Consider the following 19162-nt stretch of genomic DNA (forward strand, 5'->3'; position numbering starts at 1 on the left):
CGCCCTGCCTGGGACGCCGTGTTTTCCTAGTGTTTTCCCTCTGATTCACGCTGGTTTGTAAGACCTTTCGCTGCCTTTTTTCAGATCCATCCGATTGCGCTCGACGCCGGTACAAGCGCCTCATGAGGCTTGTGCGGCCTTGCCGTGCCCTGCTGATCTGCACTGCCTTTTGCCGACTTTCTGTATCTTTTAATCGAAAGGCGGCTCTTCATAATGCGCGCTCTATGCCCGTCTCCGGGGCTTGGCAAGCGCGGTTCGAAGCGTGGCAGTCTTCCGGCGGGTTCCTGGCCAGAACTCGGAAACCACCCATGAGCGCAATGCACCAGCAAGCCATGAATCATGTTTACCAGCAGGTGCTGTCACGTTTGCTGGGGTCCTTTTCGCCCGCCCGGCGCATGGCGGTTCAGCCATTGATCCAGCGGCTGATGACGGCCGCCGGAGGGGCGCAGCGTCTGGGCAGCTATCGAATCGTCTACCGGCTCTGCGGCAGTACCGCTGGCAACTGCAACCTGGCGTTGTTGCGAGCCGCGCAACTGACCTTGGCTGCCCGCAACCAACCGACCTTTTTCATCCGCGCCGCGGTCGGCAATCAGGCCCTGCTCGACGATGCCCGCAACAGCAATGTGCAGAGGGTCTGCAACGCGTTGTTTCTGCACGATGATCCACGAGTCGAACTGCTGGCCTTCGATAACGAAACGCTGCAGCCCTATGAATACCGTCATGCCAGCGTCAACCAACGGCGCCTGAACCTGCGCACGGAAATGCTGAGCGTTGCCCATGAACTCGACACCTTGGTGCCAGCAGCATTTCAGCAGCATGGGTATCGCGCGATGGCTAGGATCTACCAGCGCTTGCTGGGCTATCGGGCGCCGGCCGACGCCATCGTGCTCGATCAGCCGCTGTTACAACGTCGGCGCTTCGTCGCCTGGGCTCTGCGCGAAAGGCGCCGCGCGGGCGGGGCGCGCGTCGCGCGTCATCATTGGCAAGCGAGCGATTGCCTGCAGCTCGTCGATGCTGGCGTTGAGTCCATGCCCCGCGGACAACGGATAGATCTGCCCGCCGGTGTGCATTTGCTGGGTGCACATGACCTGCTCGGCGAGCTGGTGGCTGGAGACGAAGCGCTGTGTCACTTTCTGGGCTGCCAGCCAGTGCAGGCGCTGTTCGATCTACGGGAAACCCGCTACCCGCTAATGGTGTGGTTGGCCTACCTGAGCGGCCTGCGCAACCAACAGTTGCACGTTGGCAGCTTCGAACAGGGGCTGGATGCGTTTCGCCATTCCATCGCACGCGTGGTGCCTGGGCCGGTAGAGTCGGCGCACCTTTCATCCCGAGCGCTGCCACGCGACGCTGCAGAACAGATGCAAGCTCGTCTGTGCACCTGGTATGGAATGGACTCGGCCCACGTGAGCTGCGCCGTGTACGCTCCGTTCAATGACCGCGGGGCACGTCTGGAGGCATTCCTGGCGGCGTGCCATCCTGGCATGCAAGTGACTGCGCCTTACCTGCATCAGGGGTTGCGTGGTTCCAAGGTGCCTGCGCAGGTCGTGCAGTGGCTGGAGTCGGTCAGCGGCCTGCCGCTGGCGACGTTGCAGCGGCTCTACCAGAGGCCCAGATTGTCATGAACGGCGCTGCCAAGGACAAGGCCGGCGCGTTCGCTTACCAAGGTGTCTACCGCTATCTGCTGCGCCTGATCGACGGGATCGAGCCAGGGGCGCGCATCAAGTTGCCGTCCTTGCGGGTATTGGGGCGAACGCTGGATGTTTCCGTTTCTACAGTGCAGGCCGCCTATGGGCTGCTCGAGGCCGAAGGACGCATCGAGCCGGTGGCCAAGTCCGGCTATTACGCCCGTGGCTCCACGGCGTTCGGGCCGGCGCTGGCCAGTCCCGATCTGCTCCAGCGCGTCCTGGCAGGTGCCTGCCAGTCCAACATGGAGGTGTTCAGTCGAGCCGCACCTGCGCCCAGAGCCGACGCGTTGAAAACGGTGCTGCGCTTCGAGGTCGAGTTGGCCAGGCGTTATCCCGCTGGGCTGGGCAGTACCGTGCAGCCCTGTGGCGAGCTGGAGCTGCGCCACGCCCTGGCGGCCCGCTACACCCGTTGCCTCGAGCACCACTGGTGCGCCGACGATGTCTACATCGGCAGCGATCTGCTGAGCGTGTTGCACATGACCTGGACGGCGATGCAACTGCAAGGTGCAGTGGTCGTTGTGCTGGTGCCGTGCGCCTGGCGCATTCTGCGGACCTTGCAGCAGGCGGGTGCGCGAGTGGTGGAGCTGGCGCTCGATGCGCAGGGCAGGGTGCCGATGCAGCGGTTGCAGGAGGTGCTTGTGGGCCGGCAAGTCCGCCTGATGGTGCTCGGCGCGTCTTTCCATGCACCTCACGGTACCTGCATCGATGACGCCGACAAGCGCACCATTGCCAGCTTGTTGGAACGGCACGGGGTGTGGGTGGCGGAGGACGATACCGAGGGCGACCTGTGTTTCGAGGCAGCGTTGCGCTTTCGCGAACTGCTGGCACCGCAACGTCTGCTGATCTTCGGCTCGCTACAGCATCTTTTAGGCGCCGAGGCACCTTTCGCCTACCTGCTGTCGCGACAGTGGCAAGGCCGCTTGCAACAGTACTGCCTGCAACGCGCGACGGTAGCGCCGCCGTTGCGGCAGAAGGTGCTGGCGCGATTCATCAGCGGCGGCGGCTACGACGACCATCTGAGCCCGCAGCGCGAATCGCTACGCCAACAGGTTGTGGCCTTCACCGCAATCCTGCGCAAGCATCTGGACGAGCGGTTGCAATTGGCAAAGACCGAAGGCGGGGCGTGCATATGGGCGCGCTCGCGCTACCCGGTCGACATGCGCAACGTCTTCGAAGACCTGCGCAGACAACGGCTGCTGATCGCCCCCGGGGACGTTTTCAGCCTGCAAGGGCATTGTCACCAGCACCTGCGCCTCAATGGTTGCGGACATTCGATGACGCAATGGGAGCGCTGTGCCAAGGCCCTTGCACTAGCGCTGGAAGCTCACGCAGTGTAGGGCGCCATCGGTCCATTTCCGATTGCCTTGGCTTTTTTCTGTATGTATAACCAGTGGCTTTTACGACTCTGGTTTGGCGACAACGTGGCATTTGCACCGCTTGAAGACCCTTTCTACTACCTGGCCAATTTCCGTCGCGTGCTGGCGTGGCTCGAACAACGCTACCTAGACGTGCTGGACGCTGAAGAGCTGGGTTTCATCCAGTGTTTCGAGACGCTGCCGCAGCCGTCACAGGCGCTGTTGGTGCGCATGATCATGCGCAAGGGCGAAATGTTTCGCGCCAGTCGCCTCGACTACGCCGAGATCGGTTGCCCGAAGCAGGCCGCCGAGCCGTTGCTGGCCAGTGGTTATCTAATGGATCAGGCACCCTTGACCCTGGAGCAGGTGGGCGAGGTGCTGCTCAAGCCGGAAATCGTCGCCTGTTTTTCGGCCCATCTTGCCAAGCCGTCGTTGCCCAAGCCGCAACTGCTGCTGGCCCTCGCCGAACAGGAATGGCCGGCGCAGCCTTTCGCCGCCTGGTGTCCGACGTTGGCCGATACCTTGTACTGCCTGACCGTGCAGGCCCTCTGCGATCGTCTGCGGTTGTTGTTCTTCGGCAACCTCCATCAGGGCTGGACCGAGTTCGTGCTGGCCGACCTGGGCGTCTATCGTTACGAGTCGGTGCAACTGGCGCCCGAGTCTCGGGGCCTGACCCATCGTGACGATGTGGCGGCGGGGTTGGCCCTGCATGCCTGCAGCGAAGCTATCGAAGCCGGTTTGCCGTGTGAAGAGATTCACCGGCAGTTGCTGGCGGTGACCACCGACAAATCGTGGTTGCAGAGCCGTCGCCAGAAGCTGTTGTTCAGGCTGGGGTACGCCTGCGAGCGCCAACAGGATCTGCAGCAGGCCCTGGTGGTATACCGCAGCTGCGAGTTCGCCCAGGCCCGGGCGCGGATCATTCGCGTGCTTGAACTGTGCGGCGACTTCGCCGAAGCGCTGGCGCTGGCCGAGCAGGCCACCCTGGCGCCGCTGAATCCCGCCGAGGCGCAGCAATTGCCACGGATGTTGCCGCGCCTGCGTCGACACCTGGGGTTGCCTGCCGAACCCAAGCGTCAGGCCGCCAAGGTCGCGCGCCTGGACCTGACGCTGGTGCTGTGCGAGCAGCGCCTGAGCGTCGAGCGCCGTGTGGCGGCCTCGTTGCACAGCGAAGACGCTCCGGTGCATTACGTCGAGAACACCCTGTTCAATGCGCTGTTCGGCCTGCTGTGCTGGAAGGCGATTTTCGCGCCGTTGCCCGGCGCGTTTTTCCACCCGTTCCAGAACGGCCCGGCCGACCTTCACCAGCCCGACTTCCGTCAGCGCCGCCGTGAGCTGTTCGACGCGTGCCTGGGTGAGCTGGACGACGGACGCTACAAGCACACCATCCGCCAGACCTGGCAGGAGAAGCGGGGCCTGCAGTCACCCTTCGTGCATTGGGGCATGCTCGACGAAACCTTGCTCGAGCTGGCGCTGGGCTGCATTCCGGCGCAGCACCTCAAGCATTGTTTCGACCGCGTTCTGGAAGACGTCAAGGCCAACCGCACTGGCATGCCCGACCTTATCCAGTTCTGGCCGTCCGAGGGTCGCTACCTGATGATCGAAGTCAAAGGGCCAGGCGATCGCTTGCAGGACAACCAGCTGCGCTGGCTGGAGTTCTGCGCTCGCCATGGATTGCCGGTGCAGGTCTGTTACGTGGAGTGGGCAGGACAGGCCGCGTGAGCTATACCGTGGCCGTGCGGGCCTTATGCGAATTCACGGCCAAGGTCGGCGACCTGGACCTGCGCTTCACGCCATCGCCGTCGGCTCAGGAAGGCATGCTTGGCCACCGCCGGGTCACCCAGGGCCGCGATGCCGGCTACCAGAGCGAAGTCACCCTCAGCGGTCAGTACCACGAACTGCTGGTGCGCGGCCGTGCCGACGGCTACGACCCGGCGCTCAACCGCCTGGAAGAGATCAAGACCCACCGCGGCGATCTCGATCTGCAGCCCGACAACCATCGCCAACTGCATTGGGCCCAGGCCAAGGTCTATGCCTGGCTGATGTGCCAGCAGTTGCAGCTGACGCGCATGGATGTGGCCCTGGTGTATTTCGATGTCGACTACGACAAGCAGACGGTGTTCAGCCAGCAGTGTCAGGCGCAGGATCTGGAGGCGCATTTCGAACGGCTGTGCTCGCGCTTCCTGAATTGGGCGCGTCAGGAACTGGCCCGCAGCGCCGAGCGGGACGCCGCCTTGCGCGCCTTGAGCTTCCCCCATGCCGACTTTCGCGTCGGCCAGCGCGAGTTGGCGGAGACCGTGTACAAGGCGGTCAGCACCGGGCGCTGCCTCATGGCTCAGGCCACCACCGGTATCGGCAAGACCCTGGCCACCCTGTTTCCGTTGCTCAAGGCAATGGTCCCGCAGCAACTGGACAAGATCTTCTTCCTCAGCGCCAAGAGCCCCGGCCGCGCCCTGGCCCTGGAGGCCGTGGCGCAGCTGCATCGCCAGCCGGGCCTGCCGCTGCGCACGCTGGAAATGGTCGCGCGGGACAAGGCCTGCGAGCATCCGGACAAAGCCTGTCACGGCGAATCCTGTCCGTTGGCCAAGGGCTTCTATGACCGTCTGCCCGCGGCACGCGAAGACGCGGTACGCCTGCAGATTCTCGATCAGGCTCAAGTGCGTCAGACGGCCCTGGCGCATCAGATCTGTCCGTATTACCTGAGCCAGGAGCTGGCACGCTGGGCCGACATCGTCATTGGCGACTACAACTATTACTTCGACCTCAATGCCTTGCTGTTTGGCCTGGCGCAGGAGCGTCAATGGCGCCTGGCGGTGCTGGTCGATGAATCCCACAATCTGGTCGACCGGGCGCGCGGCATGTACAGCGCCACCCTCGACCAGCGCACGCTGCAAGCCGTACGCGTGTCGCCGCCCGCCAAACTCAAGAGTCCGTTGCAGCGCCTGAATCGCGAATGGAATGCGCTGCACGCTGATCAAGTCGCGCCGTATCAGGCGCACGCGCGCTTGCCGGACAAGCTGATCCTCACGCTGCTGCGCTGCATCAGCCTGATTGGCGACGAGATGAACGCCCAGCCCCAAGGCATCGATCCGCAGTTGCTGGACTTCTATTTTCAGGCGCTGCAGTTCACCCGCGTCGCCGAGCTGTTCGACGAGCACTATGTGTTCGACGTCAGCCGCCGCGATGCGCCCGGCAAGCGCGTGCAGTCGCAGTTGTGCCTGCGCAACATCGTTCCGGCGCCCTTGCTCGGGCCGCGGATCGCTGCGGCTCGCAGTACCGTCCTGTTTTCGGCCACGCTCAGCCCGCGACGCTATTACGCCGACCTGCTCGGCCTGCCCAAGGACCACGCCTGGATCGACGTGCAATCGCCGTTCAGTGCCGATCAGCTGGAGGTGCGCATCGTCGACGACATCTCCACGCGCTTCAACCATCGCCAGGCGTCGCTGGGCCCTATCGTGGAGTTGATCGCCAGGCAGTATCAGGCGCGACCGGGCAACTACCTGGCGTTTTTCAGCAGCTTCGACTATCTACAACAGATCGAGGCCTTGCTGGCCGAGCGTTATCCCCACATCGAGCAATGGGCTCAGGCACGCAAGATGGATGAAGGCGCGCGGCGGGACTTTCTTGCCCGTTTTACTTCCACCAGTCGAGGTGTAGGTTTTGCGGTGCTGGGCGGGGCATTCGGAGAGGGCATCGATTTGCCAGGCGATCGCTTGATCGGGGCCTTTATCGCGACCTTGGGGTTGGCCCAGTTCAATCCGGTGAACGAGCAGATCAAAGGGCGAATGAACGCGCTGTTCGGTGCGGGGTATGACTACACCTATCTTTATCCTGGGCTGTGCAAGGTGGTGCAGGCGGCGGGCAGGGTGATTCGTGGTCAGGAGGATCGGGGGGTGGTGGTGCTGATCGATGACCGGTTTGCCGAGGCGCGGGTCAAGAGTTTGTTTCCGCGGTGGTGGGCGGTTTAGTGTTCGGCTTGAGGGCCTCTTCGCGGGCAGAGCCCCGCTCCCACAAAATGAAAACCTGTGGGAGCGGGGCGGGCGGCGAGCTCTCTGCCCGCGAAGAGGCCACCACTGACACCCAGAAAAAAACCCGCCGAAGCGGGTTTTTTCATGCAGCCAGTCTTCAGCCTTTCACCACCACCGAACCCAACTGGAAGCCGGCGTGTTGCACCAGCTCCAGCAGCGGTTGCGGGTACACGCCGAGCAGGAATGCCAGCACCGCGATCGCCAGCAGCATCACGCCACCGGTGCGCTGTTCCCACTTGAGCGGGGCATCGGTGCGGCGCAGGTTTTTCTCCATCAGGTACAGAGTCACCATCACCCGCAGGTAGTAGAACACACCGATGGCGCTACCGATCACCAGCGCGCCGGTCAGCCACCACAGCTGCGATTCGACGCCCGTGGCGATGATGTAGAACTTGCCGATGAAACCGGCCGTCAGCGGAATGCCGGCCAGCGATAGCATCATCACGGTCAGCACGGCGGTGAGGTATGGACGGCGCCAGAACAGGCCGCGGTATTCGTACAATGCGTCGGCGTCACGGCCGTTGTAGGGCGAGGACATCAGGGTGATCACGCCGAAGGCACCCAGGCTGGTGATCACGTAGGTCACCAGATAGACACCGATCGCTTCCAGGGCCAGGCCCTTGCTGGCAACCAGCGCGATCAACAGGTAACCGAAGTGGGCGATGGAAGAGTAACCCAGCAGGCGCTTGAGGTTGCTCTGGGTCACCGCCAGCAGGTTGCCGATCAGGATCGACGCCACCGCAATCACCGCCAGCACATCGCTGAGCACACCACTGCTGGCGGCTGGCGAGAGCTGGAACAGACGCACCACCACGGCGAACACCGCGACCTTGCTGGCTGTTGCCAGAAAAGCGGCAACAGGTGCAGGGGCGCCTTCGTACACGTCCGGCGTCCACAGGTGGAAGGGCACCAGCGAGAGTTTGAACGCCAGACCAACCAGCATCATGGCCAGGCCCAACTGTGCCAGCGCACTCGGCACGCCGGTGGCGGCCAGCGCCAGGCCGATGCCCGAAAAGCTCAGGCTGCCGGCATCGGCGTACAGCAGCGCCATGCCGAACAGCAGGAACGCCGAACCGGCGGCCGACAGCACCATGTACTTGATGCCGCCTTCCAGCGAACGCTTGTTGAAGAAGGCGTAGGCGATCAACCCGTAGGTCGGCACCGACAGCAGCTCCAGGCCGATGAACAGACCGGCAAGGTGCTGCGCGCAGACCAGTACCAGTCCACCCAGGGCCGCCATCAGGATCAGCAGGTAAAGCTCTTCGCGGTTGCCCGGGTAGCCCGAGGAACCATCGCCCAGATAGGCGTGGGCCAGGGTCACGCAGGCCAGCGTTGCCACCAGGATCAGCGCCATGTACAGCGCGGCGAAATTGTCCACCTGCAGCAACGGCGTGACGGTGATGGGCGTGAGCTTGAGCACCGGCAGGATCGACAGCAGCGCCAGGTTCAGCCCTGCGCACGAAAGCAGGAAGGTTTGCGAATGGTTGCGCCGCCAGGCGATCGCCAGCATCACCGCAACGACGGTGACCGTGGTGATCAGCAGCGGCGCAAGCGCAATAAAGTGTTGAATCGTCAGGTCCATAGCGCTCTTACCGGGCCGAAGCGAGTTGAGTGAAGGCGGTGCCGAACCACTGCTGCACACCGGTCATGGTGGCGGCGGAAGTGTCGAGGAAGGGCTGCGGGTAGACGCCAAGCAGAATCAGCAGGCCCGCAAGGCCCAGCACCATGATCAGTTCGCGGTTGTCCATGCCGGCCAGTACCGCGTCCGACTTGGAAGGGCCGAAGTAGGCACGGTGGATCATGATCAGCGAGTAAACCGAGCCGAACACCAGGCCGGAGGTGGCCACGGCGGTGATCCACGGTGCCACGGTGAAGCTGCCCAAAAGGATCAGGAACTCGCCGACGAAGTTGCCGGTGCCTGGCAGACCCAGCGAAGCGGCCGCGAAGAACAGGCTGATCGCTGGCAGGTAGGCGATGCGCGACCACAGACCGCCCATCTCACGCATGTCACGGGTGTGCAGGCGTTCGTACAGTTGACCGCTGAGGATGAACAGCGCGGCGGCCGACAGACCGTGGGCCAGCATCTGCACCACGGCGCCCTGCAAGGCCTGCTGGGTACCGGAGTAGATACCGATCAGCACGAAGCCCATGTGCGAGACGCTGGAGAAGGCGATCAGGCGCTTGATGTCGGTCTGCGCGAACGCCAGGAAGGCGCCGTAGAAAATACCGATCAGGCCCAGGGTCATGGCGATGGGTGCGAATTCCGCCGAGGCATTGGGGAACAGCGGCAAGGCGAAGCGCAGGATGCCGTAGGCCGCGGTTTTCAGCAGGATACCGGCCAGGTCCACGGAACCGGCGGTCGGCGCCTGTGCGTGAGCGTCGGGCAGCCAGGAGTGGAACGGCACCACCGGCAGCTTCACCGCGAAGGCGATGAAGAAGCCCAGCATCAGCAGGTATTCGACATGTTCCGGCAACTGAGCCTTGAGCAGGTCACTGTAGTTGAAGGTCATCACGCCAGTGTTGCTGTAGTTGAACAGCACCAGGCCCAGGATCGCCACCAGCATGATCAGGCCGCTGGCCTGGGTGAAGATGAAGAACTTGGTCGCGGCATAGATCCGGGTCTTCTTGCCGTCCGAGGAGCTGTGACCCCAGAGCGCGATGAGGAAATACATCGGCACCAGCATCATTTCCCAGAAGAAGAAGAACAGGAACAGGTCCAGTGCCAGGAACACACCGACCACGCCGCCCAGGATCCACATCAGGTTGAGGTGGAAGAAGCCGACGTGGCGCTGGATCTCTTTCCACGAACACAGGACCGAGAGCATTCCCAGCAGGCCGGTGAGCAGAATCATCAGCAGCGACAGGCCGTCCAGTGCCAGGTGCACGCTGATGCCGAAGCGCTGGATCCAGTTGAGCTTGAACTCGTAGGCCCAGGCCGGTTCGCCACCGGGTGCAGGGGCCAGGGTGTAGTCGCCATGGGCCCACAGCCAGAGGCCGAGAGCAAGTTCCAGGGACATGGTCAGCAAGGCGATCCAGCGGGGCAGGGTAGCGCTGCTGCGCTCCGCTACCCAGCACAGAAGGCCGCCGATGAAGGGGATCAGGATCAGCCAGGGCAAAATCATGACGGGCTCGTTTCCTTTCGCAAAGTCACAGGATTCATATCAGACCGCCGCCAGCACGACAGCGCCGAGCACCAGCACGGCGCCCGCGGCGATCGAAGCGGCATACCAGCGCAACTGACCGGTCTCGGTACGGCTCATGGCGTTGTTGCCGCCCTTGGCCGTACGCGGGATCAAGCCAATCACCTGGTCGACCGGGTCCTTGCGCAACAGGTGGCTGATCAGCAGATAAGGTTTGACGAACAGCTTGTCGTAGATCCAGTCGAAGCCCCAGGCGGCGAACCACCAGGCCGACAGCATCCGGCCGATACCGCTGTTGGCGACCGACGTGGCGAAGCTGCGCTTGCCGAGGAACAGCATGGCTGCCAGCAGGATACCGGCCAGGGCGATGGCGCCCGACGCGATCTCCAGGCTGTGCTTGGCTTCGCCACCGGCATGGCCGACGCTCTGCGGCAGCACACCGGCCAATGGCGGATGGATCCAGGCACCGATGAAGGTCGACAGCACGATCAGCACGCCCAACGGCAACCAGTGGGCAACCCCGTGGCCGGCATGGGCCTCGGTCTTGGCTTCGCCGTGGAAGGTGATGAAGATCAGGCGGAAGGTGTACAGCGAGGTCATGAACGCACCCACCAGACCGGCGTACAGCAAGCCGTTGTTGCCGCTGGCGAAGGCTTCCCAGAGGATCTCGTCCTTGGAGTAGAAGCCGGCCGTCAGCAACGGCAGGGCCGCCAGGGCCGAACCGCCGACGATGAAACTGGCGTAGGCCAGCGGCAGCTTCTTCCACAGGCCGCCCATCTTGAAGATGTTCTGCTCGTGGTGGCAGGCGACGATCACGGCACCGGAGGCGAGGAACAGCAGCGCCTTGAAAAAGGCGTGGGTCATCAGGTGGAAAATCGCGCCGTCCCAGGCGCCAACGCCCAGGGCCAGGAACATGTAGCCGATCTGGCTCATGGTCGAATAGGCCAGGATGCGCTTGATGTCGGTCTGCACCAGCGCGGCGAAGCCGGCCAGCACCAGGGTGACACCACCGACCACGCCCACCAGATGCAGAATGTCCGGGGCCAGGGAGAACAGGCCGTGGGTCCGGGCGATCAGGTAGACGCCTGCGGTGACCATGGTCGCGGCGTGGATCAGTGCCGACACCGGAGTAGGACCGGCCATGGCGTCTGCCAGCCAGGTCTGCAGGGGCAGTTGCGCGGATTTACCCACGGCGCCACCGAGCAGCATCAGCGTGGCCAGGACGATCCAGAAATCGCCGACCTTGAAGTGCTCGGGCGCACGCACCAGCAGTTCCTGAATGTTCAGCGTGCCCAGTTGCTGGAACAGGATGAACAGGCCGATGGCCATGAACACGTCGCCGATGCGGGTGACGATGAACGCCTTGAGCGCTGCGTTGCCGTTGTTGCGGTTGCCGTAGTAGAAACCGATCAACAGGTACGAGCACAGGCCCACGCCTTCCCAACCGAAGTAGATGAACAGCAGGTTGTCGCCCAGGATCAGGAACAGCATGCTGGCAATGAACAGGTTGGTGTAGGCGAAGAAGCGCGAGTAGCCCTCTTCACCGCGCATGTACCAAGAGGCGAACAGGTGGATCAGGAAACCCACGCCCACTACCACGCCGAGCATGGTGATCGACAGGCCGTCCAGGTACAGGGTGAAGTTGGGTTCGAACCCGTCCACCGACATCCAGCGCCACAGCAGTTGGGTGTATACGCCACCTTCGGGTGGAGCAACGTTGAACTGCCAGATGACGTAGGCGGCGACGATCGCCGACAGGCCGATGGAGCCGACGCCGATCAGCGCCGAGAGGTTTTCCGAGAAGCGCCCGCGGGAGAACGACAGCAGCAAAAAGCCGATCAGCGGGAATACGAAGGTCAGAAAGATCAGGTTCATCCGCGCATCTCACTGGCAGCGTCGATGTCGAGCGTGTGGAAGCGGCGATACAGCTGCATCAGGATCGCCAGGCCAATCGAGGCCTCGGCCGCTGCCAGGGTGATCACCAGGATGAACATGATCTGTCCATCGGGTTGACCCCAGCGCGCACCGGCCACGATGAACGCCAGGGCAGAGGCGTTCATCATGATTTCCAGACTCATCAACACGAAAAGAATGTTACGGCGGACCATCAGGCCGACCAGACCAAGGGTGAACAGGATGCCGGCGACTGCCAGGCCATGCTCTAGAGGGATAGCGGGCATCTGTTTACTCCTTTTCCGTGCGGCCGAGGTGGAACGCCGTCACCGCTGCGGCGAGCAGCAGCATCGACGCCAGTTCGACCACCAGCAGGTAAGGCCCGAACAGGCTGATGCCGACGGCCTTGGCGTCGACCGTGGTCTGACCGATACCGGCAGCGCTGGGGTTGGCGAACAGCACGTACAGCAGTTCGAGCAGCAGCAGCGCACCGAGGAAGACCGGACCTGCCCAGATACCGGGCTTGAGCCACACCCGTTCCTGCTGCACCGAGGCCGGGCCCAGGTTGAGCATCATCACCACGAAGACGAACAGCACCATGATGGCGCCGGCGTAGGCGATCACTTCGAGCACACCGGCGAACGGTGCGCCCAGGGCGAAGAAGGTCATGGCCACGGCGATCAACGAGATGATCAGATAGAGCAGGGCGTGTACGGGGTTGGTATTGGTGATCACCCTGAGGGTGGACACCACCGCGATACCCGACGCGAAATAGAAAGCGAATTCCATCTTTCTTCCTTAAGGGAGCAAGCTCTTCACGTTGATCGGCTGGGCTTCGTTCTGCGCGGCGCCTTTGGGCTTGCCGGCGACGGCCATGCCGGCCACGCGATAGAAGTTGTAGTCGGGGTTCTTGCCGGGTCCGGAGATCAGCAGGTCTTCCTTCTCGTACACCAGGTCCTGGCGCTTGAACTCGGCCATCTCGAAGTCCGGCGTGAGCTGGATCGCGGTGGTCGGGCAGGCTTCTTCGCACAGGCCGCAGAAGATGCAGCGCGAGAAGTTGATCCGGAAGAAGTCCGGGTACCAGCGACCGTCCTCGGTTTCTGCTTTCTGCAGCGAGATGCAGCCTACCGGACAGGCCACCGCGCAAAGGTTGCAGGCCACGCAGCGCTCTTCGCCGTCAGGGTCGCGGGTCAGGACGATGCGGCCGCGGTAGCGCGGCGGCAGGTACACGGCTTGCTCGGGGTATTGCAGGGTGTCGCGCTTACGGAAGCCATGGCCGAAGACCATGATCAGGCTGCGCAGCTGCGTGCCCGTTCCTTTTACGATGTCACCGATATATTTGAACATGGGTCAATTCCTCACTGAACCGTGCCGGCGGGCGTGTTCAACAACACGATCGCGGCGGTCACCAGCATGTTGATCAGGGTCAGTGGCAGGCAGAACTTCCAGCTGAAATCCATTACCTGGTCGTACCGGGGGCGCGGGATGGAAGCGCGCAGCAGGACGAACAGCATGATGAAGAACGCGGTTTTCAGTGCGAACCAGACGAACGACAGTTGCGGCAAGATCCCGAAAGGCCCGTGCCAGCCGCCGAAGAACAGCGTCACCAGCAAAGCCGAGATCAGGATGATGCCGATGTATTCACCTACGAAGAACATGCCCCATTTCATCCCGGCGTATTCGATGTGGTAACCATCGGCCAATTCCTGCTCGGCCTCGGGCTGGTCGAACGGGTGACGGTGCGTCACGGCAACGCCTGCGACGAAGAAGGTACAGAAGCCGAAGAACTGCGGAATGATGAACCACAGGTTCTGCGCCTGGTACTCGACGATGTCGCGCATGTTGAAGGAACCGGCCTGGATCACGATGCCCATCAGCGACAGGCCCATGAACACTTCGTACGACACGGTCTGCGCGGAAGCCCGCAAGCTGCCCAGCAGGGCGTACTTGTTGTTGCTCGCCCAACCGGCGAACAAGACGGCATACACCGACAGGCCGGCCATGGCGAAGAAGAACAGCAGTCCGATGTTCAGGTCGGCCACGCCCCAGGTGGGGGTGATCGGGATGATCGCGAAGGCGATCAGCAGGGCGCTCATGGCCACCACCGGTGCCAGGGTGAAGATCACCTTGTCGACGAAGGGTGGGTTCCAGTCTTCCTTGAAGAACATCTTCAGCATGTCGGCCGCGATCTGGAACATGCCGAACGGACCGACCCGGTTCGGGCCGTAGCGATCCTGCCACCAGCCCAGCAGGCGACGCTCGACGAAGCTGAGCAGCGCGCCGCAGATGACCACCGCCAGCATGATGACCAGGGCCTTGACCACACCGATGATGATGTCGATCACTTCAGGGGTGAACCAGGTCATTGTGCTGCCTCCTGCAGGCCTTCGACGGACGCGCCGGCGAACGCCGGTGGGATCCCGGCCAGGCCGGCGGGCAAGCCCACCAGGCCGGCGCCCAGTTCCTCGCTGATGCGCAGCGGCAGGCGCAGGGCCTGGCCAGCCAAGGTCAGGCTGAGCAGGGCACCGTCGTTGACGCCCAGGCGGTCGGCTTCGGACTTGGCCAGGGCCACGTAGGCCTGGGGAATGCGCTCCTGTACCGGCGCGGCACGCGAGGAATTCTCCTCGCTGCCGAACAGGTGGTAGAACGGCACCGCTTGCCAGGTACCGCGCGCCGGAGAAAACGCGCCGGGAACGCTGGCGAACCAGCCGAGGCCATCGCCCTGGCTTTCGATCAGGCGCGTACCGGGGTCACCGGCACGCAGGTGACCACCCACTTCGTCCTGGAACTTGTTCCAGGCCTGCGGCGAGTTCCAGCCCGGCGACCAGGCGAACGGCACCTGCTGATGCGGTTCGACGGAGCCCGAGTAGCCTTCCATGGAGAACGAGAACGCCGTGTCGGTATCTTGCGGTGTCCGTGGCTCGTGCACGCTGATGTTGGCGCGCATGGCGGTACGGCCGCTGTAGCGCAGCGGTTCGCGTGCCAGCTTCAGGCCCTTGATGCGGAACGAGGCCGACGGTGCGGCATCGACGATGCGCGCCAGTTGCGGTGCGCTGTTGGCCACCGCGGCGGTCACGTGATCGAGCTGAGTCCAGTCCACCGGCTTGTTCAGCAAGGTGCTGCGCAGCGCGTGCAACCAGCGCCAGCCTTCGTGGATCAGGATGCTGGAATCCAGGTAGACCGGGTCGAACACCTGGAAGAATCGCTGGGCGCGGCCTTCCTGGCTGACCAGGGTGCCATCGCCTTCGGCGAAGCTGGCGGCCGGCAGGACCAGATGGGCGCGCTCGACGGTGCGGGTGTGCTGGTGGTCGGCAACGATGACCACCTTGGCGGCGTTCAGCGCAGCGTCGACCTTGGCAGCGTCGACACGGGTGTAGAGGTCGTTTTCGAGGATCACCAGCGCGTCGGCATGGCCATCGATCACGGCCTGCAGTGCGTCGTCGACCGAGTCGCCGCCGAGCATCGCCAGGCCCATGCTGTTGGCTTCCGGGACGATCAGGCTCAGCGAACCGGCCTTGTCGCGGCCCTTCAAGGCCTTGGCGATATTGCCTGCGGCTTCGATCAGGGCGTTGCAACCCAGCGAAGTCCCACTGACGATCAGCGGACGCTTGGCCGCCACCAGGGCATCGGCGATACGCTGCGCCAGTTCCAGGGCTTCGCTGTCCAGACCGGCCACCGCTGGTGCGCTCGGGTCGATCGCGTGGGCAACGGCAAACCCGATGCGCGCCAGATCTTCCGGCGCGGCGTGGACGCACTCTTCGGCAACGTCGTCGAGTTTGGTGTCGGTCAGGCTGGCGATGAACAGCGGGTTCAGCTCGTGCTGACCGATGTTCTTCACTGCGGCGTCGAGCCATGGCTGCACGCGCATGGCTTCGGCCATCGCCTCGGCCTTGCCTTTCACCGATTGCCGCAGTGCCAGTGCCATGCGCGCCGCGGTCTGGGTCAGGTCTTCACCGAGCACGAACACCGCGTCGTGGTCTTCCACCTCGCGCAGGCTCGGGATAGGCAGCGGGCTGCTGCGCAGCACCTGCAAGGCCAGGCGGATGCGCGAAAGCTCGCCGGCTTCGATACCGCTGTAGAAGTGCTGGGCACCGACCAGTTCGAGCAGGGCGTAGTTGCTTTCCAGGCTGGCACGTGGCGAGCCGATGCCGACGATGTTGCGGCCACGCAGCAGGTCGGCGGCCTTGTCCAGCGCCTCGTCCAGGCCCAGCTTGCGGTTGCCTTCGGCCAGCAGCGGCTGGCGTGGGCGATCCTTGCGGTTGACGTAGCCATAACCGAAGCGGCCGCGGTCGCACAGGAAATAGTGGTTCACCGAACCGTTGTAGCGGTTCTCGATACGGCGCAGCTCACCGTAGCGCTCGCCCGGGCTGATGTTGCAGCCACTGGAGCAGCCGTGGCAGATGCTTGGGGCGAACTGCATGTCCCACTTGCGGTTGTAGCGCTCGGAGTGGGTCTTGTCAGTGAACACACCGGTCGGGCAGACCTCGGTCAGGTTGCCGGAAAACTCGCTTTCCAGGGTACCGTCCTCGACCCGTCCGAAATAGACGTTGTCGTGGGCGCCGAACACGCCCAGGTCGGTGCCGCCAGCGTAGTCTTTATAGAAGCGCACGCAGCGATAGCACGCGATGCAGCGGTTCATCTCGTGCGCGATGAACGGGCCCAGCTCCTGGTTCTGGTGGGTACGCTTGCTGAAGCGATAGCGGCGTTCGTTGTGACCGGTCATCACGGTCATGTCTTGCAGGTGGCAGTGACCGCCTTCCTCGCACACCGGGCAGTCGTGCGGGTGGTTGGTCATCAGCCATTCGACGACACTGGCGCGAAAGGCCTTGGATTCTTCGTCTTCGATGGAGATCCAGGTGTTGTCGGTGGCAGGCGTCATGCACGACATGACGATGCGACCACGGGTGTCGTTCTCGTCGGTGTACTGCTTGACTGCGCACTGGCGGCAGGCGCCGACGCTGCCCAGCGCCGGGTGCCAGCAGAAATACGGGATGTCGAGGCCCAGCGACAGACAAGCCTGTAACAGGTTGTCTGCGCCATCGACCTCGAGCGCTTTGCCGTCTACGTGGATAGTGGCCATGGTTCAAGTTCTTCGTTGGCCCGTTGTCAGCGGGCGTGGCTAATGGAAATCTTGTTATTCGCCCGGCGCAGCCAGCGATGGCGCGTCAACGGGCGATACCGGCGGCACGGGCCGCCGGGCGTGCATCGAGTCAGGCGCCGGCCATGGTGGGGGTGGCCACCTGGGTCAGGCTGCCTGGCGTGACGGGCTTGATGCCCGCCTCGAACTCGGCACGGAAATATTTGATCGCGCTGCCCAAGGGCTCCACGGCACCGGGCGCGTGGGCACAGAAGGTCTTGCCGGGGCCGAGGAAACCGACCAGGCCCAGCAGGGTTTCGATGTCCCCTGGCTGGCCGTTGCCGGTCTCGATGGCGCGCAGCAGCTTGACGCTCCACGGCAAGCCGTCGCGGCAAGGGGTGCAGAAGCCACAGGACTCGCGGGCGAAGAACTCTTCCATGTTGCGCAGCAGCGACACCATGTTGACGCTGTCGTCCACGGCCATCGCCAGGCCCGTACCCATCCGGGTGCCGACCTTGCCGATGCCGCCGGCGTACATCTGCGCATCCAGGTGTTCGGGCAACAGGAAACCGGTACCGGCGCCGCCGGGCTGCCAGCACTTGAGGGTGAAGCCGTCGCGCATGCCACCGGCATAGTCTTCGAACAGCTCGCGGGCGGTGATGCCGAACGGCAGCTCCCACAGGCCGGGGTTCTTGACCTTGCCGGAGAAGCCCATCAGCTTGGTGCCGTGGTCTTCACTGCCTTCGCGAGCCAGCGACTTGTACCAGTCGATGCCGTTGCCGACGATGGCCGGCACGTTGCACAGGGTTTCGACGTTGTTCACACAGGTCGGCTTGCCCCACACGCCGACGGCGGCAGGGAAGGGCGGCTTGGAGCGCGGGTTGGCGCGGCGACCTTCCAGGGAGTTGATCAGGGCGGTTTCTTCACCGCAGATGTAACGCCCGGCACCGGTGTGCACGAACAGCTCGAAGTCGAAACCCGACCCCAGGATGTTCTTGCCCAGCAGGCCGGCGGCCTTGGCTTCCTGCACCGCGCGGTTCAGGTGCTTGGCGGCGGTGGTGTACTCGCCCCGCAGGAAGATGTAGCCGCGATAGGCTTTCAGCGCACGGGCGGAGATCAGCATGCCTTCGATCAGCAGATGAGGCTGCTGCTCCATGAGCATGCGGTCTTTCCAGGTGTTGGGTTCCATTTCATCCGCGTTGCACAGCAGGTAGCGGATGTTCATGGATTCGTCTTTGGGCATCAGGCCCCATTTGACGCCGGTGGGGAAGCCCGCACCGCCGCGGCCCTTGAGGCCCGAATCCTTCACCGTCTGCACGATGTCGTCCTGCGACATGTCGGCGAACGCCTTGCGGGCGGCGGCGTAGCCGTCCTTGGCCTGGTACTCGTCGAGCCAGATCGGCTCGCCGTCGTCGCGCAGGCGCCAGGTCAGCGGATGGGTTTCAGCGGCGCGGGCAATGGTATTGGCCGGGCCGAACGAGGTGAGCTTCATACGTAGCCCTCCAGCAGTTGGGCCACGCCAGCGGGCTGGACGTCGCCAAAGGTATCGTCGTCGATCATCAGCGCCGGGGCCTTGTCGCAGTTGCCCAGGCAGCACACCGGCAGGAGGGTGAAGCGGCCGTCGGCGGTGGTCTGGCCCAGGCCGATGCCCAGCTTGCTCTGGATTTCGCTGACCACCGACTCGTGGCCACCGATGTAGCAGACCATCGAGTCGCAGACGCGAATGATGTGGCGGCCCACAGGCTGGCGGAAAATCTGGCTATAGAAGGTGGCCACGCCTTCGACGTCACTGGCCGGAATGCCCAGTATCTCGCCGATGGCGTACAACGCGCCGTCGGGGACCCAGCCACGTTCCTTCTGGACGATCTTCAGGGCTTCGATGGACGCCGCGCGCGGGTCTTCGTAGTGGTGCAGCTCGTGCTCGATGGCCGAGCGCTCGGTTTCGCTCAAGGCGAAACGGTCTGTCTGGATAAGCGTGCTGTTCATG

The 19162-nt window shown here is 63.7% G+C and carries 14 protein-coding genes; 4 read left to right on the top strand and 10 right to left on the bottom strand.

Annotated elements, in window-relative coordinates:
- Positions 1–308 precede the first annotated feature (308 nt).
- The 4 genes from ASF66_RS01810 to ASF66_RS01825 are packed head-to-tail and all read left to right on the top strand — an operon-like array spanning position 309 to position 7005.
- Entirely contained in the window at positions 309–1622 is a 1314-nt protein-coding gene (locus ASF66_RS01810; protein WP_156463109.1) for a hypothetical protein, read from the top strand.
- The gene (locus tag ASF66_RS01815) at positions 1619–3022 is read left to right on the top strand and encodes an aminotransferase class I/II-fold pyridoxal phosphate-dependent enzyme (protein WP_056842483.1); all 1404 of its coding nucleotides are present in this window, start codon (positions 1619–1621) and stop codon (positions 3020–3022) included. Before ASF66_RS01810 ends, ASF66_RS01815 begins: the two co-directional genes overlap by 4 nt.
- 42 nt (positions 3023–3064) lie before the next feature.
- Positions 3065–4759 (top strand): VRR-NUC domain-containing protein, encoded by a 1695-nt coding sequence (locus ASF66_RS01820; RefSeq protein WP_056842484.1) that lies wholly within the window; start codon positions 3065–3067, stop codon positions 4757–4759.
- Positions 4756–7005, top strand: a complete 2250-nt coding sequence (locus ASF66_RS01825; RefSeq protein ID WP_056842485.1) for an ATP-dependent DNA helicase — start codon at positions 4756–4758, stop codon at positions 7003–7005. The genes ASF66_RS01820 and ASF66_RS01825 overlap by 4 nt, the downstream gene beginning before the upstream one ends.
- A gap of 157 nt (positions 7006–7162) precedes the next feature.
- On the opposite strand, the gene nuoN is transcribed toward ASF66_RS01825, so the two are convergent.
- The 10 genes from nuoN to nuoE form a co-directional block, all read right to left on the bottom strand.
- Positions 7163–8647, bottom strand: coding sequence for an NADH-quinone oxidoreductase subunit NuoN (gene nuoN / locus ASF66_RS01830; RefSeq protein ID WP_056842486.1), 1485 nt, complete (start codon positions 8645–8647; stop codon positions 7163–7165).
- Positions 8648–8654: 7 nt separating this feature from the next.
- Entirely contained in the window at positions 8655–10187 is a 1533-nt protein-coding gene (nuoM, locus tag ASF66_RS01835) for an NADH-quinone oxidoreductase subunit M (protein ID WP_049860088.1), read from the bottom strand.
- A 39-nt stretch (positions 10188–10226) separates the two neighbouring features.
- Complete coding sequence (gene nuoL / locus ASF66_RS01840; RefSeq protein WP_056842487.1) at positions 10227–12080, bottom strand: NADH-quinone oxidoreductase subunit L; 1854 nt, start codon at positions 12078–12080, stop codon at positions 10227–10229.
- Complete coding sequence (gene nuoK / locus ASF66_RS01845; protein ID WP_043190115.1) at positions 12077–12385, bottom strand: NADH-quinone oxidoreductase subunit NuoK; 309 nt, start codon at positions 12383–12385, stop codon at positions 12077–12079. Before nuoK ends, nuoL begins: the two co-directional genes overlap by 4 nt.
- 4 nt (positions 12386–12389) lie before the next feature.
- Complete coding sequence (nuoJ, locus tag ASF66_RS01850; protein WP_049860090.1) at positions 12390–12887, bottom strand: NADH-quinone oxidoreductase subunit J; 498 nt, start codon at positions 12885–12887, stop codon at positions 12390–12392.
- Between the two features lie 9 nt (positions 12888–12896).
- Complete coding sequence (nuoI, locus tag ASF66_RS01855; RefSeq protein WP_043190109.1) at positions 12897–13445, bottom strand: NADH-quinone oxidoreductase subunit NuoI; 549 nt, start codon at positions 13443–13445, stop codon at positions 12897–12899.
- 11 nt (positions 13446–13456) lie between these two features.
- Positions 13457–14464, bottom strand: a complete 1008-nt coding sequence (gene nuoH, locus ASF66_RS01860; protein ID WP_043190106.1) for an NADH-quinone oxidoreductase subunit NuoH — start codon at positions 14462–14464, stop codon at positions 13457–13459.
- A complete protein-coding gene (gene nuoG / locus ASF66_RS01865; RefSeq protein ID WP_056842488.1) occupies positions 14461–17178 on the bottom strand; it encodes an NADH-quinone oxidoreductase subunit NuoG in 2718 nt (905 codons plus the stop codon). Before nuoG ends, nuoH begins: the two co-directional genes overlap by 4 nt.
- Positions 17179–17308: 130 nt before the next feature.
- Positions 17309–18667, bottom strand: coding sequence for an NADH-quinone oxidoreductase subunit NuoF (nuoF, locus tag ASF66_RS01870; RefSeq protein WP_049860092.1), 1359 nt, complete (start codon positions 18665–18667; stop codon positions 17309–17311).
- Entirely contained in the window at positions 18664–19161 is a 498-nt protein-coding gene (nuoE, locus tag ASF66_RS01875) for an NADH-quinone oxidoreductase subunit NuoE (protein ID WP_049860093.1), read from the bottom strand. Before nuoE ends, nuoF begins: the two co-directional genes overlap by 4 nt.
- Position 19162 lies beyond the last annotated feature (1 nt).

It is taken from the genome of Pseudomonas sp. Leaf129 (assembly GCF_001423465.1).
GTDB classification, from domain to species: Bacteria; Pseudomonadota; Gammaproteobacteria; order Pseudomonadales; family Pseudomonadaceae; genus Aquipseudomonas; species Aquipseudomonas coleopterorum.

Coding starts and splice junctions, on each gene's coding strand:
- ASF66_RS01810 (WP_156463109.1), top strand. CDS start 309: ATGAGCGCAATGCACCAGCAAGCCATGAATCATGTTTACCAGCAGGTG.
- ASF66_RS01815 (WP_056842483.1), top strand. CDS start 1,619: ATGAACGGCGCTGCCAAGGACAAGGCCGGCGCGTTCGCTTACCAAGGT.
- ASF66_RS01820 (WP_056842484.1), top strand. CDS start 3,065: ATGTATAACCAGTGGCTTTTACGACTCTGGTTTGGCGACAACGTGGCA.
- nuoN (WP_056842486.1), bottom strand. CDS start 8,647: ATGGACCTGACGATTCAACACTTTATTGCGCTTGCGCCGCTGCTGATC.
- nuoM (WP_049860088.1), bottom strand. CDS start 10,187: ATGATTTTGCCCTGGCTGATCCTGATCCCCTTCATCGGCGGCCTTCTG.
- nuoL (WP_056842487.1), bottom strand. CDS start 12,080: ATGAACCTGATCTTTCTGACCTTCGTATTCCCGCTGATCGGCTTTTTG.
- nuoK (WP_043190115.1), bottom strand. CDS start 12,385: ATGCCCGCTATCCCTCTAGAGCATGGCCTGGCAGTCGCCGGCATCCTG.
- nuoJ (WP_049860090.1), bottom strand. CDS start 12,887: ATGGAATTCGCTTTCTATTTCGCGTCGGGTATCGCGGTGGTGTCCACC.
- nuoI (WP_043190109.1), bottom strand. CDS start 13,445: ATGTTCAAATATATCGGTGACATCGTAAAAGGAACGGGCACGCAGCTG.
- nuoH (WP_043190106.1), bottom strand. CDS start 14,464: ATGACCTGGTTCACCCCTGAAGTGATCGACATCATCATCGGTGTGGTC.
- nuoG (WP_056842488.1), bottom strand. CDS start 17,178: ATGGCCACTATCCACGTAGACGGCAAAGCGCTCGAGGTCGATGGCGCA.
- nuoF (WP_049860092.1), bottom strand. CDS start 18,667: ATGAAGCTCACCTCGTTCGGCCCGGCCAATACCATTGCCCGCGCCGCT.
- nuoE (WP_049860093.1), bottom strand. CDS start 19,161: ATGAACAGCACGCTTATCCAGACAGACCGTTTCGCCTTGAGCGAAACC.